Below are 14,953 nucleotides of genomic sequence, written 5' to 3' on the forward strand. Positions count from 1 at the left end.
GGAAACTTCGCCCGCGAGGCTTTGTTGGGCTGGTGTCGGGCCTCCCGGGATACCGTCATCCCGCAATCAACGCGCGCGTGCGCGCAGGTCGCGAGGGCGCTAATATCGGGATTGCGCGCGACGGAGATCGTGCCGGTGACGAGGAGAGGGAGCCGCATGTCGATCTCGGGCAAAGTCGATCCAGTGGTGCGTCGCGTGGCGGCGACCGACATCGCCGAGGCGCTGGTCGAGGGTTTGCGGGATTTCCAGGCGCTGCCGCTCTACGGGCTCTGCTTCGGCGCGCTCTACGCAGGCGGCGGCATCGCGATCATGCTCTGTCTCACCGCCTTCGGCATGGTCTATCTCGTCTATCCCCTTGCGGCCGGCTTCGCATTGATCGGGCCGTTCGTGGCGATCGGTCTGTACGAGGTCAGCCGCCGCCGCGAGCGCGGCGAGCCGGTCTCCTTCGGCGCGATCTGGTCGGCGATACGCGCGCGCAGCGAGATCGGCTGGATGGCCTTCGTCACGCTGTTCGTGTTCGTGATCTGGATGTACCAGGTGCGGCTGCTCATCGCGCTGCTGCTCGGCCTGCACGCCTCGTTCTCGAGCTTGCAGGAATTCATGACGGTGGTGCTGACGACGAATGAGGGCTTGCTGTTCCTCGCCATCGGCAACGCGGTCGGTGCCGCGCTGTCGCTGATCTTGTTTTCGCTGACGGTGGTGTCGTTTCCGCTGCTGCTCGACCGCGAGGTCGATTTCGTCACCGCCATGGTGACGAGCGTGCGCGCCGTGGTGACCAGCCCGTTGCCGATGATCTCGTGGGCGGCGGTGATCGTGATGTTGCTGATCGTCTCGGCGCTGCCGTATTTTCTCGGACTGGTCGTGACGCTGCCCGTGCTCGGACATGCGACATGGCACCTCTATCGGCGGCTGGTGGTGCCGGTGTAGCTCGTCTCCGCTTTCCTTCGCCCCTTGGGCAGTGTCGTAGGGTGGGCAAAGCGAAGCGTGTCCACCATTCAGAAAGATGGTGGGCACGGCGCAAATGCGCCTTTGCCCACCCTACGATTCCCAGTTCGCGGAGACAGACCCGTCCCGCTCACGGCACCTTGATCCCCATCGCCTTCAACGCCGCCAGCATCCGCGCTGGCGGTGTCATTTTGATCTGCGGCGCCTTGCCCGTTTCCAGCAGGCTCTTCAGCCCAGACAGGATCGCAGGCCAGCCGGTGCGGCCGCCGGAGAGGATGTCGTCGCTGAGCTCGCGGTCGTGGCGTTCGCTCATGGTGAGACGGACGGCTTCGCCTGCTTGCTCGATCTCGTAGGTGACGAGCGTGCTGCCGAGCTTTGCGATGAGGTCGGGCCAGTTGACGTTCCATGTCACCGTCAGCCTGTTCGGCGGATCGTATTCGAAGACTTCACCCGAGATGTGCTCGGAACCGTCAGGCGCGCGCACGATGAAACTGCCGCCGAGCCTCCGTTCCATCTCCACCGCAAAGCCGGAAAAGTACTTCCTGCTGAACTCGGCCGAGGTCAGCGCTTCCCACACCTTCTCCGGCGTGGAGGCGATGTAGATGGTGTAGACCGTCGGCGGTTTGAACTGATCGAGGTTCATTTTGCGTCGAATCCCTTGTTGAGGGCTGCGCGTGGAATGCCGAGTAGCTTGCCGGTCTCGAGCAGGCTCTTGAGCTGGGACAGGATCGCCGGCCAGCCGTTGGAGACGGCGCCGAGATATTTGCCACCCTCGACGAAGCCGTCATGCAACACGGTCAAACGCACGAGCGGGCCGAACGGTTCGATCGTGAAGACGACACGCGATATCGGCTCGCCGCGCAGCTCTTCGAACTTCTGGTGCTTGAAGCTGTAGGACAGGCGGTGCGGCGGATCGGCCTCCAGAATCTCGCCGGAATCGGTGACCTCGCCGTCGAGCGTGAGCGCGAAGGGTGAGCCGACCTTCCAGTCCGACCGGACCTCGGCGCCGAACCAGTATTGCCTCGTGAACTCGCTCGACGTCAGCGCCTCCCACAGCCTCTCCGGCGTGGTCTCGATATAGCTCACATAGACGAATTGGGGCTTACTCATCGCGCTTCTCCAACTGACGTTTCAACTCGCTGAGCGCGGCGAGCTTGCCGCGTTCGAATTTCCTGATCCAGCGTTCGCCGATCTGATGGATCGGCACCGGATTGAGGTAATGCAGCTTCTCGCGGCCATGCCTGACAGTCGTGACCAGGTTGGCCTCTTCGAGGATGACAAGGTGCTTGGTCACGGCCTGACGCGTCATCGCAAGGCCCTCGCAGAGTTCGTTCAGCGTCTGGCCGTTCCTGGCGTGAAGCCTGTCCAGCAGCGACCGTCGTGACGCATCGGCGAGCGCTTTGAAGACTTCATCCATGGCGGCAATAATAGGCAACCAAATGGTTGCATGTCAAGATGGTGTCTTTGGCGCCCGGAAATGGCTGTGCTAGCCTTGAAGCCCAGCCAACGCAGATTGGTTCCGGGAGAGCCTTGATGTTCCGTTGCGTCCCACTCGCTGCAGGTCTTGTCCTTTTCGCCTGCAGCATCACGGCCCAGGCACAACAGAAGCAGACCATCGGCGCGCCGCCGGAAGCGTCCAACATGAAGCTGGTCGGCACCAACGACCTGCGGGCGCGCAGCGCGTACCAGCCGACCATCCATCGCCAGGGCGATCGCTGGATCGCCTATATCGGCCATCACGGCGGCACCGACGACGTGCCCGCGCCCGTCAATCCGATGACGGGGCAGGCCGAACCGAACGGAACGTCCATCGTCGACGTCACCGATCCCGCGCGTCCAAAATATCTGCGGCATCTGCCGGGACAGGAAGGCAAGTACGAATCCGGCGGCGCGCAGATGGTACGGGTTTGCGACGGCAAGTCGTTGCCGAAGGGCGATCCCAATGCGGTCTACATGCTCCGCACCTTCGGTAGCGAGGCGCATGAGATCTGGAACGTCGCCGACCCCGCTAATCCCGTGCTCGTCACCCGCATCGGCGGGTTGAAGGACACCCACAAAAGCTGGTGGGAGTGCGACACCGGCATCGCCTTTCTCGTCTCCGGCGCGCCAGACTGGCGCACGCGGCGCATGACGCAAATCTACGACCTCGGCGATCCCGCGCATCCGCAGAAAATCCGCGACTTTGGCCTGCCCGGCCAGGAGCCCGGCTCGACCGGCGCCGTGCCGACCGAATTGCACGGGCCGATCTCGACCGGGCCCGACGGCAATCGCGTGTTCTTCGGCTACGGCACCAACAAGGGCGGCATTTTGCAGATCGTCGATCGCGACAAGTTGCTGAACGGGCCGAAGGAGCCGACGCCGGACAATCTGCGCTATCCCGAGATTTCGCGCATGCCGATGTCCGCCTTCAACGGCGCGCACACGACGTTCCCGATGCTCGACATGCCCGTCGCCGAATTCGCCGAGGACAAGGACGGCAAGACCCGCGACATCGTCATGATCGTCGACGAGGCGATTCTGAACGAATGCGGCGAGGCGCGGCAGATGGTGTGGTTCGCCGACGTCACCACCGAGACGCGGCCGATGATGATCTCGAGCTACACCGTGCCGGAGGCGGGCGGACAGTTCTGCCAGCGCGGCGGCCGCTTCGGCTCGCACTCCTCGAACGAGAGCATGGCGCCGGTCTATTACAAGAAGATGGCCTTCATCGCCTTCTTCAATGCGGGCGTGCGCGCGCTCGACATCCGCGATCCCTATCATCCGAAGGAGGTCGGCTATTTCATCCCGGCGATCACGCAGGCCACCGACAAGCGCTGCATTCCCGTCGAGGGCGGCGAGCGCTGCAAGGTCGCGATCCAGACCAACAATGTCGAGACGGATGATCGCGGCTACATCTACATCGTCGACCGCGCCAACACCGGTCTGCATATCCTCGAGCTGACCGGACCGGCGCGCGCGGCCGCCGGCCTGCCGAGGAACTGACGTGCGGCGCGGGGCGGCGATTGCGACTGTGGCCATCGCGCTCGGCGTGTCCGGCGTCGGGGCCTATCGGCTTGCGCCGGCGCCGGCGGTGGAATCAGCGGGCTGGCGCGAAGTCGCATGGCCGTTCCCGCGCGACGGCTGGCCCGCCGGCCGCGCGTTCCGCTGCGACGGTGCCTGCGCGGGAACCGAGCTCTACGTGCGCGCCAAGCGCGGCTTCTGCAATTGCGACCGCGGCGTCGCCGACGATGATGAGGTCGATCGCGTGGCCGACATCGATCTGATCAGCCCACGCTTTGCCGCCGTCGCACCGGGTGAGGAAGTGGGACTTGGCGAGATGCGCGGCCGTGCCAGGCGCTATGATCTCGATACGGCCGACGGCGTCCGCCATGCCGCGATCGGCATCGCCGTCTCGCGCCGCTGCGATCTCTTCGTCGCTGCGGCCCAGGGGCGTGGCGAAGCAGGCGCCGTGCAGCGTGCGGCGCTGGCGTTCCTGGAGACGCCGGAGATGAAGGTATGGGCGACCGCGGCGCTGGACGGCAAGTGAGTGTCATGCATTAATGCGCCAAACCGCTCTCAGCGAGTCCTCCCCATGATGTCCATGCAAGCCTATTTCGCCTTCGTCGCCGCCTGCATTGCGCTGGCCCTGCTGCCGGGGCCGATCGTCACCCTCGTCATCGCCAACGGCCTGCGTCACGGCACGCGCGCGGCGCTGACCAACATTCTCGGCGTGCAGATGGGGCTGTTAATCGTGATTGGCATCCTTGCGGTCGGCCTCACCTCGCTCATGGCGACGATGGGCTATTGGTTCGACTGGGTGCGCTTCGCAGGCGCGGCCTATCTGGTCTGGCTCGGCATCAAGCTGATCCGCGCTCCGGTTGAAGGCGTCGACACCGACGCGCCTCCGCCTCCCCCTCGCGGCGGCTTTCTCTTGCAGGGCTTTGTCGTGGCGTTGTCGAACCCGAAGCTGCTGGTGTTCTTCGGCGCGTTCATTCCGCAATTCATGGACATGAGCAAGGATCACCTCTCGCAGGTCCTGGTGCTCGGAATCACCTTCATGGTGCTTGCCGGCCTGACGGACGGAATCTACGCGCTGCTTGCCGGTCAGGTCCGCGGCTTTTTCTCGGCGCGCCGCACCCGCTTGGTGTCGCGCGTGTCCGGCGGCTTCATGATCGGTGGCGGCATCTGGCTGGCGCTCATCCGGGCCAAATGAGCCGATAGCCTGTTGAACCTTCGTCCGCGGCGATGCGTCCAATCGGGCATTGCCGCTGACGAAGGAATTTGGCCGTGCCCGAGCTGCCCTGGTTCGTCTACGCGATGCTGTTCGCACCACTCGGGCTGTTATTGGTCGCCGCCGTCGTGAAGACCTGGCAGGTGCGCGAGGCGCGAAGCTGGCCGCAGGCATCGGGCAAGGTCGTCCGTTCGGTCGCCGAGGTGCGCGAGGTCAGGGTGTCTGACAGCGACCGCGAGGAAGGCTATCGGCTCGAAAGCCGCAATTTTGCGAACGTGACTTACGAATATCCGGTCGGCAGCCGCAAGCTGAGCTGTAACCGCATCTCGATCGGCGAGGATCTCGGCAATTTCGAGGTCGCCGAGAAGCTCGCAAAATATCCCGCCGGCAGTGTCGTCACCGTCTATTACAATCCGCGCCATCCCGATCAGGCCGTGCTCGAGCGCGACCTGCCCAAGGGGCTATGGGGCTGCCTCGGCATCGGCACGGCGATCGCGTTTGGCGTCGTGTTCGGCTCGGCGTTCGGTCTCAACCAGACTTATGCCTACCTTGCGCACCACATCGGGCGGCCCGATCTCGCGGGCCTCGTCGTCGGCTTCGGCGCGTTCGGCCTCGTCATCGCGCTGATGGGGTATGGGGTGCGGCGGCAGGCGTTGAAGGCGGCGCGCTGGCCGGTGGTGCCGGGCACGATCAAGCTGTCGGGGGTCGAGCAATATCACGAGGCCAGCGAGCCGGGCGAGCGCCGCGGCACCGAGATGTTCGGCAAGCGCGTGACCTACACCTATCGCTATCAGAACGTCAGCTACACCAATGAATGCGCGCGCGTCGCGGCCGGGACGCGGTCGGGGTCCGACGAGATGTTGAAGAAGCTGATGTCGCGCTACAAGCACGGCGCGACCGTCGAGGTGCGCGTCAATCCCGACAACCCGGCCGAGGCAACACTCGATACAAGCGGCCCCGTCCGCATCGCCTGGCTGCTGTGGGGCATCGCTGCGATTTTCGCTGCGCTCGCGGTGTTCGTCGCGACGCGGGGCGGCTAGTCGACTAGCCTCTCGCTGCGCAATTCCAGCTCGATCTCCGCAAAAATCCTCGCCAGCCGCTCCGCCCATTGCTGCTGGCCGGACTGATCCGCGATCAGATCCTGGCGGATCTCGATGCCGGTGTTGACGAGGCCGCGGGCTTCGCCGTGGACGGGGATGGTGTAGTCGCTGAGGTCGCTCACCGCATAGGGCTCGTTGTCGCCGACGACGAGATCGCCTTCAGCGCGCAAATGTTTCAGCAGCAGCTGCGGCAGCACGGTGTCGCGGTTATAAAGCGCGGCGATGTGCCAGGGCCGGGCGACGCCGGCATAAACCGGTGTGAAGCTGTGCAGCGACACCAGCACCGTCGGCCGCGCGTGGTGCAGGCGGCGGTCGATCGCGGCATCGATGCGGCGGTGATAGGGCTCGAAGATCTCGCGCCGCCGCGCCGTACGCTCGGCCTCGGAGATGCTCTCGTTGCGCGGGATCGCGGTCGCTTCGGAGAACACGGGGATCGAGCTTGCGACGCCGGGGGAGCGGTTGCAGTCGATCACGAGCCGCGAATAGCGCTGCGCGATCAGATGCGCATCGAGCATTCTTGCCAGCCGCTCAGCGACGCCGGCAATGCCGATGTCCCAGGCGATGTGCCGCGTGAGCTCGCTTGCCGCGACGCCGAGGTCGCCGAGCGCGCGCGGCAAGATCCGTCCGTAATGATCCGAGGTGAGCAGGAAAGGCGATGCCCCATCCGCATTGACCTCATGCACCGGCGGAATGTCCCCCGCGCCGAGCAGTTGATCGGTCGCGTCGGCCGTGTTCAAGTCCATCCTGATTGCCTATGGAAAAAGCAGTTACAGTCTAAATTGGGCAGCAATGGCTTGCAGGTCGGTCCACCCAAAATCGTCATGATCGCCAGACGATGCCGTTGCCGGCGATTCATCACAAGACCAAATCTCGCTTGCCCCCGGGACTTCGCTGGACGAAGGAAATGTGCGGCTGTCGTTTCGCTCGATTGACGGCTATAGACACCCCATGACCTCCGATCGACTTTTCGTCTACGGCACCCTGATGCGCGGCTTCGACCATCCGATGGCGCGGCTGCTTGCAGGACATGCGGACTTTTTGGGCGACGCGACGTGTCGCGGCCGGCTCGTTCTCGTGAAGCATTATCCCGGATTGCTGCTGTCGAACGCAGCCTCCGATGTCGTCCATGGTGAGCTTTTTCAATTGCGCGTGCCCGACGAGCTCCTGCGCGAGCTCGACATGTACGAGGCCTGCGGCGAGGGCTTTCCGGAGCCGACCGAATATCTGCGCGCGCTGATTGACGTGACGTTGCCTGACGGCACAACGGAGAAGGCCTGGACCTATGTCTACAACTGGCCGGTCGGCGATCTGCCCGTCATCGAGACCGGACGCTTCCTGGATCATTAAGCCGAGAGCACTTCCTTCACCACGCGCACGTCCACCTCGCGCTCGACGTAGGTCCACTCCTCGGTCTCCCTGAGCATCGCCACCAGCTCTTCGAACAGCGAGGCATCTGCGGGTGCGAACTCGAACCAGGTCAGGAAGTCGAAGGGGCCGCCGAGGTCGCGGCTGTGGTAGAGCTGCCGGGCGATCGCTGGCAGGAAGCGCAGGCTGCTCGCGATGTGGTGCGACTTGTCCTCGAAAATCTTGCGGCGCTCTTCCTGCGTCAGCTCCCACCAGGCTTGCGACTTGCGGATCGGGATCAGCGCCGCGGAGGTGGCCTCGAGCCGGCCGAGCCCGGCCTGCACCGCGGTGAGCTGCTGCTTCTCGGCGCGCTCGGTGTAGCGCAAGCTGCTCGCTACGCCCACCAGTCGCCACGCATTGCGCGAGGGCACCAGCGGCAATGCGACGGCATCGCTGTCGACGACCGACAGCGCCGGCATGAAGGGCAGGGGCTCGCCCGTCACTGGCGAAATCGAGGTGACGCGCCAACCCCCGCTATGGCCGCCTCGAAACGTCCTGAACATGGCCTATCGAAGCGTGGAACCGGGTTGGATTCAAGCTTTCTGTCGGTCGGGGCTCGCGCTCCGCGCGCCCCGGAATGACGGAAGGGCTGTGAACAGCGCGTATAATCCTGACAAACCTGACTTTTGGCCGGGCCGCACCTATATCCCTGATCCTTCGCCCGACTCACCCGGATTCGCGTTACATACACGCCATGCGCTTCACGCCCCAGTTCCTCGACGAGCTTCGTGCCCGGCTTTCGGTCTCCGAAGTCGTGGGCAAGCGCGTGAAGCTGAAGAAGGCCGGGCGGGAATGGAAGGGGCTGTCGCCGTTCCAGCAGGAGAAGACGCCGTCCTTCTACGTCAACGACCAGAAGGGATTTTACCACGACTTCTCCTCCGGCAAGCACGGCGACATCATCACCTTCGTGATGGAGACCGACGGCCTGCCGTTCGCGGAGGCCGTGGAGCGGCTCGCCGGCATGGCGGGCCTGCCGCTGCCGGCGGTGACGCCGGATGCGGCGCGGCACGAGCAGCGGCGCCGCACGCTGCATGATGTCATGGAGCTCGCGGCGAAATTCTTCGCCGAGACGCTGGCCTCGCGCGTCGGCGCCAAGGCGCGCGGCTATCTCGCCGATCGCGCGATCTCGCCGGCGACGCAAGTGCAGTTCCGCCTCGGCTATGCGCCGCCGCCACCCGAGCGCTTCGCGCTGAAGGAGCATCTCGGCAAGCTCGGCGTTTCCGTCGAGGACATGATCGAGACGGGGCTGCTCGTTGCCGGCAACGACATTCCCGTGCCCTACGATCGCTTCCGCGATCGCGTGATGTTTCCGATCACGGATCTGCGTGGCCGCGTCATCGCCTTCGGCGGGCGTGCGCTGGAAAAGGACGTTCCGGCAAAATACCTGAACTCGCCGGAGACGCCGCTCTTCCACAAGGGCGACAATCTCTACAATCACCAGACTGCGCGCAAAGCCACCCACGCTGGCAGCGCGCTGATCGTGGTCGAAGGCTATGTCGACGTCATCGCCATGGTGACGGCAGGCTTTGCAGGTGCCGTGGCGCCGCTCGGCACCGCGCTGACCGAAAACCAGCTCGCGCTGCTCTGGAAGATGGCGGACGAGCCGATCCTTTGCTTCGACGGCGATCGCGCCGGACAGAAGGCCGCCTATCGCGCGGCCGACCTCGCCTTGCCATTTCTTGCGCCGGGCAAGAGCCTGCGCTTTGCGCTGCTGCCGGAAGGGCAGGACCCCGACGATCTCGTCCGCTCGGGCGGCCGCGGCGCGATCGACGATGTCATCGCGGCGGCGAAGCCGCTCGCCGAGATGATCTGGTCGCGCGAACTCGAAGGCGGCAACTTTGCCACGCCCGAACGCCGTGCCGCGCTGGAAGCGCGCGTCAAGGAGCTGTCCAACGGCATCCGCGACGAGGTGGTGCGGCGCTATTATCGCGACGATTTTGCCGAACGGCTTCGACGCACCTTCGCGCCCGAGGGCGGACGCGGCGGCTTTGCCGGCCGGGGCAATTTCCAAGGCAATTCCGGCCGCTCCTTCCAGCCCCGCAACGGGGGGCAGGCGAATCGATTCGGGGGCCAGGGATTCGGTAGCCAAGGGCGGCGTGGAGCCCCGGGGCCTGCCTTTATCCCCTCCGGCCCCTATCAGGCGGCGAGCCCCCAGCTGGCAGCCAGCCCGATCATGAAGGGCCAGCGCAGCGCCATATCCCGGCGCGAAGCCCTGATCCTGCAAATCCTGATCAACCACCCTTGGCTGCTGCATGACCACCTTGAGGAGGTCGCCGCCCTGGAGCTGGCCCATCCCGAGGCCCATAAGCTCCGGGCCGGTATCATCGCCGCCTTCGCCAACGACCACCACCACTCGCCGGACCCCGGCGAGCTGGCCGAGAAGATGCGAGCCGATATCGAGAAGGGTGGATTCTCACAGCTTCTTCAAAGGGTTGAGAACGGTATCACGACTGCAGCGGTGTGGGGTGCCCGCGAGGGCGCGGCCCGGGACGACGTTCTCTCCACCTGGCATCAGCTCGTTGCCTTGCATCGGCAATACCATTCACTACTTAGAGAGCTGAAGGACGCCGAGCTGGCCTTGGGGGAGGACCCCAGCGAGGCCAATTTGGCGTGGCTGCGTGACGTCAAGGCTCGGATAGGAGAAGTCGACGGTACCGAGGCCCTGATCGAGGGTTTTGGCGAGCTGTCGGGCCGGTTCCAGAAGAGCGTGTGATGAAAGAATCATGCGGACGGCCGGGACCGGAACCGCTAAAAGACTCGCCAAATCCAAGGTTTGGCGGCAAAAACAGGGTTAATCGAGGCTTAACGGTCTTGTAGCACTTTGGCCACCAGGCGGCCGCAGGCAGAACAGACGCGTCAGGAATGAATCCGCGCAATCGCTGTTGGCACTACACCTGCATCCGCTGCGACAAAGGGGCTCACGAAGCGTTAGGCAAATCCGGCGAGAGAAAGGTCGGGGTGGCGAGAGATAGGCGCGCCGCCCTTTCCGTGTCGCGATCTGACGAAGCGAGAGCGTCGAACAACAGGTTCAAGTGAATTCAGGCGGGCGGGCCGTTCGGCCTTCTGCATGAAGCGCGTTTAGGAGCAATGGATGGCCACCAAGGCAAAGACGCTGCAGGCGAAGGACAAAGAGAAAGACGACAAGGCAGCGGACGCGCCGGAGAAGGACTCCCAGGACGCGCCGTCGCCGTTGCTCGATCTGTCCGACGCGGCCGTGAAGAAGATGATCAAGCAGGCCAAGAAGCGCGGCTTCGTGACCTTCGATCAGCTCAACGAAGTTTTGCCGTCCGACCAGACCTCTCCGGAGCAGATCGAGGACATCATGTCCATGCTCTCGGACATGGGCATCAACGTCACCGAAGCCGACGATAGCGACGGCGAGGAGGACAAGGACGAGGGCGGCGAGGACGAGACCGACAACGAGCTCGTCGAGGTCACGCAGAAGGCCGTCACCGAGGTCAAGAAGAGCGAGCCGGGCGAGCGCACCGACGATCCCGTGCGCATGTATCTGCGCGAGATGGGCACGGTCGAGCTTCTGTCCCGCGAAGGCGAAATCGCGATTGCGAAGCGCATCGAGGCCGGCCGCGAGGCGATGATCGCGGGCCTCTGCGAAAGCCCGCTGACCTTCCAGGCCATCATCATCTGGCGCGACGAGCTCAACGAAGGCAAGATCTTCCTTCGCGACATCATCGATCTCGAAGCGACCTATGCCGGGCCCGACGCCAAGGGCGGCATGAACAATGCGATGATCGGCGGTCCGACCGGCGAGAACGGCGAAGCGTCCGCCGAAGGCGGCGAGGCCGCAGCCGTGAACGGAGCTGCGCCGGCGCATGTTGCGCCGCCCGCCGCGCCGCCGTCGCCGACCCCGTTCCGCGCCACGCCTGCGCCCGGCAGTGCCGGCGAAGGCGAGAAGGATCCGGGCGAAGCCGCCGCCGAAGCCGACATGGACGAGGACGACGAGTTCGAGAACCAGATGTCGCTCGCGGCCATCGAGGCCGAGCTCAAGCCGAAGGTCGTCGAGATCTTCGACAAGATCGCGGACAGCTACAAGAAGCTGCGCAAGCTTCAGGAGCAGGACATCCAGAACCAGCTCGAGAGCACCTCGCACGGGCCCTCGCTCTCGCCGCACCAGGAACGCAAATATCGCAAGCTGAAGGACGAGATCATCGTCGAGGTGAAGTCGCTGCGCCTGAATCAGGCGCGTATCGACTCACTGGTCGAGCAGCTCTACGACATCAACAAGCGCCTCGTGTCGCACGAGGGCCGCCTGATGCGCCTTGCCGACAGCCATGGCGTCGCGCGTGAGGACTTCCTGCGCAACTACACCGGCTCGGAGCTCGATCCGCGCTGGCTCAACCGCGTCTCGAAGCTCTCGGCCAAGGGCTGGAAGAACTTCGTCCATATCGAGAAGGACCGCATCAAGGACCTCCGTCACGAGGTGCACCAGCTCGCCGCGCTCACCGGCCTCGAGATCGTCGAGTTCCGCAAGATCGTGCACTCGGTGCAGAAGGGCGAGCGCGAGGCACGCCAGGCCAAGAAGGAGATGGTGGAAGCCAACCTCCGTCTCGTGATCTCGATCGCCAAGAAGTACACCAACCGCGGTCTGCAGTTCCTCGACCTGATCCAGGAAGGCAACATCGGCCTGATGAAGGCCGTTGATAAGTTCGAATACCGCCGCGGCTACAAGTTCTCGACCTACGCCACGTGGTGGATCCGGCAGGCGATCACCCGCTCGATCGCCGACCAGGCGCGCACCATCCGCATCCCCGTGCACATGATCGAGACGATCAACAAGATCGTGCGCACCTCGCGCCAGATGCTCAACGAGATCGGCCGCGAGCCGACCCCGGAAGAGCTCGCCGAGAAGCTCGGCATGCCCCTGGAGAAGGTCCGCAAGGTCCTCAAGATCGCCAAGGAGCCGCTGTCGCTGGAGACGCCGGTCGGTGACGAAGAGGATTCACATCTCGGCGATTTCATCGAGGACAAGAACGCGATCCTCCCCATCGACGCCGCGATCCAGTCGAACCTGCGCGAGACCACCACGCGCGTGCTCGCCTCGCTCACCCCGCGCGAAGAGCGCGTGCTGCGCATGCGCTTCGGCATCGGCATGAACACCGACCACACGCTGGAAGAAGTCGGCCAGCAGTTCTCGGTGACCCGCGAACGTATTCGTCAGATCGAAGCGAAGGCGCTGCGGAAATTGAAGCATCCGTCGCGGAGCCGGAAGCTGCGGAGCTTCCTGGACAACTAATTCGGATCGTCATGCCAGGGCCTGACCCGGGCATTCATCCAAACGAAAACGGCGGGCCCAAGGCCCGCCGTTTTTGTTTGTGCTGACGTCCGCGCTTCGCGGCCAGCGCCTACTTCTTCTTCGCCCCGACCCGCTCGATCCGCTTGATCTCGAGCGCCGGGCGGCCGGACTTTTCGGCGATCTCGCGGTCCTGCTCCATGATGAAGCCGCGCGCGGGTTCGTCGCCGTCGAGGCCGCCGAGCAATTCGCTAGGAACGCGGCGGTTGGAGCGTTGGGAATCGTCTTCATAGAAGACGTTGAAGAAGGCGAATTCGCCTTTGGGATTGGTTCCAGGTTTTTTGGCCATGGCGGCTTGTCGTCGATCAGGGGCCCGCAGTCAAATGACTTCGGCGGTTTGTCGACACCAGCATCGAGCCGGGGCGCTAACCAGCTGGGGGGGCTGTCTTGATTGCTAGAGCACATCGAGGAGCGGCGCCAGGCGCCTGCTGCGACCCTTCGCTCAATAAACGGCGGGCCGTAAAGCCCGCCGTTTATTTTTGGTCTTCAGCGTCGCCCGGGGCTGGCGGGGCGACAACTTAGAATAGAAGATTATAACTTGCGCTATGGCGTGGCAAGGCAAATCGTTGACGCTGTGATGTCGCAGCGAACGCATCAGATATGCGTTGGTCGCGACATCTGGTTTCGATGCGTATCAAAGCAATTGTTTGGAAGGCCAAATCACTTTGTTCATATTTCCCGCTCTCGCAACGCAACTAGAGGTCCACGCCTTGTAAGAAAACGCGTTCGTCTGCACGTCTTCCGTCCGCGTGCACAGGTTGTGTTCCATTGTGCGAACGAGTTCCATGTCCGCGGGTGTACACCTCACCGCGTGCGCGTGCCGAGTTCCCGTATGGCGAGCCACTTCTCCACAACAACGCCATTCAAGAGATACTCAGAGCGCAGGTGGGAAGATGAGTGAGGCCGTCACGGTGCCACCAGCTCCACGCGCCGGTTGAGCGCGCGGCCGGCGTCCGTGGCATTCGAACCGACTGGAGCCAGCAATCCGACGCCGGCGGTGCGTAGCCTCGGTTGCGCAATCCGAAAGCTCTTCACGAGCTCGGCTGCGACCGCTTCGGCGCGGCGCTTCGAGAGATCGAGATTGTATTCGTACGCGCCCTGGCTATCGGTGTGGCCGACGATGAAGACATTCAGCTGCGGCTGGCTCGTCAGCAGCTTTGCGATCTGCTCCAGCGTCGGGCGGCTCTCCGGCTTCAGCACCGCCTTGTCGGTATCGAAATAGATTCCGTAAAGCGCGATGTGGCCGGTCTCGCCCAAGCCCTTCGCCATCGCGGCGGCATCGACCATCTTGTTCGCGATGGCGCCGAGCTCGGCAACCGTGACCTGCGCGGTGATGTCCTGGTTGTTCTGGCTGACGATGACGCTGGCCCAAGTCTCGCGCCCGCCTTCGGTCTTGCGGCCGGAAAAATAGCGGTAGTTGAAGCCGTCGACCCACATCTGCGGCACCGGCAGCGTGTCGATCGCCTCGGTGAAGGGAATGGCACCGCAGGCGTCGGTGTCGCAGGAAAGCAAGGTCTCGAAGCCGGCTTTCGCAAGCTGCGTCTCGAAATTGCGCGACACTTCCAGGATCGAGGAGCCGGGATTGGTGCGATAGGCGATGCGGAAGATGCGGCCTTCGAGCCGCCGCGCATCGGCAGGCTGGCCGTCCCTGAAGGCGGCCGCCTGCATCCGGGCGGCGTCAAAATCCTTCATCACGTAGCCGGTGATGACGCTGCCGGTGAAACGGCCGATGCCGGGATAGTCGCGGCTGCCTGCGACATCGCGGGTCTGCGCGGCGGCGACGGTGGCGGTGAAGGAGAGCAGGGCGAGGACAGCGAGCATCCGGTGCGGAATGGGCATGGTCATCTCGATCGGTTGGGGACGGGGCGAGCGCAATTCATTTGTCGCGCCCAAGATACGATCGGTTCTGGCGAGGATCTGCCGCTTTGACGCGAATCCGGTTCCCGGGCATGATCGCGCGCTTCCGCGTTCATTCTTCAAAGGATT

At 64.2% G+C, this 14,953-nt stretch carries 15 protein-coding genes; 8 read left to right on the forward strand and 7 right to left on the reverse strand.

All coding sequences use genetic code 11. From position 1 onward, the window contains the following. Window positions 1-156 precede the first annotated feature (156 nt). Window positions 157-927, forward strand: coding sequence for a DUF2189 domain-containing protein (locus tag AC5ZFO_RS17740; RefSeq protein WP_282523248.1), 771 nt, complete (start codon window positions 157-159; stop codon window positions 925-927). 148 nt (window positions 928-1,075) lie between these two features. Here the strand turns inward: AC5ZFO_RS17740 and AC5ZFO_RS17745 are convergent, their stop codons facing one another. The 3 genes from AC5ZFO_RS17745 to AC5ZFO_RS17755 are packed head-to-tail and all read right to left on the reverse strand — an operon-like array spanning window position 1,076 to window position 2,362. Next, on the reverse strand, window positions 1,076-1,588 hold the full coding sequence (locus AC5ZFO_RS17745; RefSeq protein ID WP_282523249.1) for an SRPBCC family protein: 513 nt from the start codon (window positions 1,586-1,588) through the stop codon (window positions 1,076-1,078). Further along, complete coding sequence (locus AC5ZFO_RS17750; protein WP_282523250.1) at window positions 1,585-2,055, reverse strand: SRPBCC family protein; 471 nt, start codon at window positions 2,053-2,055, stop codon at window positions 1,585-1,587. Before AC5ZFO_RS17750 ends, AC5ZFO_RS17745 begins: the two co-directional genes overlap by 4 nt. Further along, entirely contained in the window at window positions 2,048-2,362 is a 315-nt protein-coding gene (locus AC5ZFO_RS17755; RefSeq protein WP_282523251.1) for an ArsR/SmtB family transcription factor, read from the reverse strand. The genes AC5ZFO_RS17750 and AC5ZFO_RS17755 overlap by 8 nt, the downstream gene beginning before the upstream one ends. Window positions 2,363-2,478: 116 nt before the next feature. Here AC5ZFO_RS17755 and AC5ZFO_RS17760 point away from each other — a divergent pair, with 116 nt between their 5' ends. The 4 genes from AC5ZFO_RS17760 to AC5ZFO_RS17775 all read left to right on the forward strand — a co-directional run bounded on the left by AC5ZFO_RS17760 (window position 2,479) and on the right by AC5ZFO_RS17775 (window position 6,195). Beyond that, the gene (locus AC5ZFO_RS17760) at window positions 2,479-3,927 is read left to right on the forward strand and encodes an LVIVD repeat-containing protein (RefSeq protein ID WP_496122275.1); all 1,449 of its coding nucleotides are present in this window, start codon (window positions 2,479-2,481) and stop codon (window positions 3,925-3,927) included. A gap of 1 nt (window position 3,928) precedes the next feature. Then, window positions 3,929-4,471: a hypothetical protein gene (locus AC5ZFO_RS17765; RefSeq protein ID WP_496122276.1), complete on the forward strand. Its 543-nt coding sequence runs from the start codon at window positions 3,929-3,931 to the stop codon at window positions 4,469-4,471. A gap of 48 nt (window positions 4,472-4,519) precedes the next feature. Beyond that, entirely contained in the window at window positions 4,520-5,137 is a 618-nt protein-coding gene (locus AC5ZFO_RS17770; RefSeq protein WP_028159437.1) for a LysE family translocator, read from the forward strand. Between the two features lie 74 nt (window positions 5,138-5,211). Then, a complete protein-coding gene (locus AC5ZFO_RS17775; RefSeq protein WP_282523254.1) occupies window positions 5,212-6,195 on the forward strand; it encodes a DUF3592 domain-containing protein in 984 nt (327 codons plus the stop codon). Here AC5ZFO_RS17775 and AC5ZFO_RS17780 read toward each other — a convergent pair. After that, the gene (locus AC5ZFO_RS17780) at window positions 6,192-6,998 is read right to left on the reverse strand and encodes an N-formylglutamate amidohydrolase (RefSeq protein ID WP_282523255.1); all 807 of its coding nucleotides are present in this window, start codon (window positions 6,996-6,998) and stop codon (window positions 6,192-6,194) included. The genes AC5ZFO_RS17775 and AC5ZFO_RS17780 overlap by 4 nt on opposite strands. A gap of 205 nt (window positions 6,999-7,203) precedes the next feature. On the opposite strand from AC5ZFO_RS17780, the gene AC5ZFO_RS17785 reads away from it, so the two are divergent. Next, window positions 7,204-7,602 carry a gamma-glutamylcyclotransferase family protein gene (locus AC5ZFO_RS17785; RefSeq protein WP_282523256.1) on the forward strand — a complete coding sequence of 133 codons (399 nt, stop codon included), beginning with the start codon at window positions 7,204-7,206 and terminating at the stop codon, window positions 7,600-7,602. Here the strand turns inward: AC5ZFO_RS17785 and AC5ZFO_RS17790 are convergent. After that, window positions 7,599-8,162, reverse strand: a complete 564-nt coding sequence (locus tag AC5ZFO_RS17790) for a chlorite dismutase family protein (protein WP_282523257.1) — start codon at window positions 8,160-8,162, stop codon at window positions 7,599-7,601. The two genes, AC5ZFO_RS17785 and AC5ZFO_RS17790, sit on opposite strands and share 4 nt — an antisense overlap. A gap of 191 nt (window positions 8,163-8,353) precedes the next feature. On the opposite strand from AC5ZFO_RS17790, the gene dnaG reads away from it, so the two are divergent. Then, window positions 8,354-10,372 carry a DNA primase gene (dnaG, locus tag AC5ZFO_RS17795; RefSeq protein ID WP_282523258.1) on the forward strand — a complete coding sequence of 673 codons (2,019 nt, stop codon included), beginning with the start codon at window positions 8,354-8,356 and terminating at the stop codon, window positions 10,370-10,372. A gap of 378 nt (window positions 10,373-10,750) precedes the next feature. Beyond that, window positions 10,751-12,910 (forward strand): RNA polymerase sigma factor RpoD, encoded by a 2,160-nt coding sequence (rpoD, locus tag AC5ZFO_RS17800; RefSeq protein WP_282523259.1) that lies wholly within the window; start codon window positions 10,751-10,753, stop codon window positions 12,908-12,910. A 109-nt stretch (window positions 12,911-13,019) separates the two neighbouring features. On the opposite strand, the gene AC5ZFO_RS17805 is transcribed toward rpoD, so the two are convergent. After that, a complete protein-coding gene (locus AC5ZFO_RS17805) occupies window positions 13,020-13,256 on the reverse strand; it encodes a hypothetical protein (protein WP_028159444.1) in 237 nt (78 codons plus the stop codon). A 617-nt stretch (window positions 13,257-13,873) separates the two neighbouring features. Continuing rightward, window positions 13,874-14,806 (reverse strand): OmpA family protein, encoded by a 933-nt coding sequence (locus AC5ZFO_RS17810; RefSeq protein WP_404979832.1) that lies wholly within the window; start codon window positions 14,804-14,806, stop codon window positions 13,874-13,876. Window positions 14,807-14,953: the final 147 nt, after the last annotated feature.

It is taken from the genome of Bradyrhizobium sp. Unk1 (assembly GCF_059512345.1).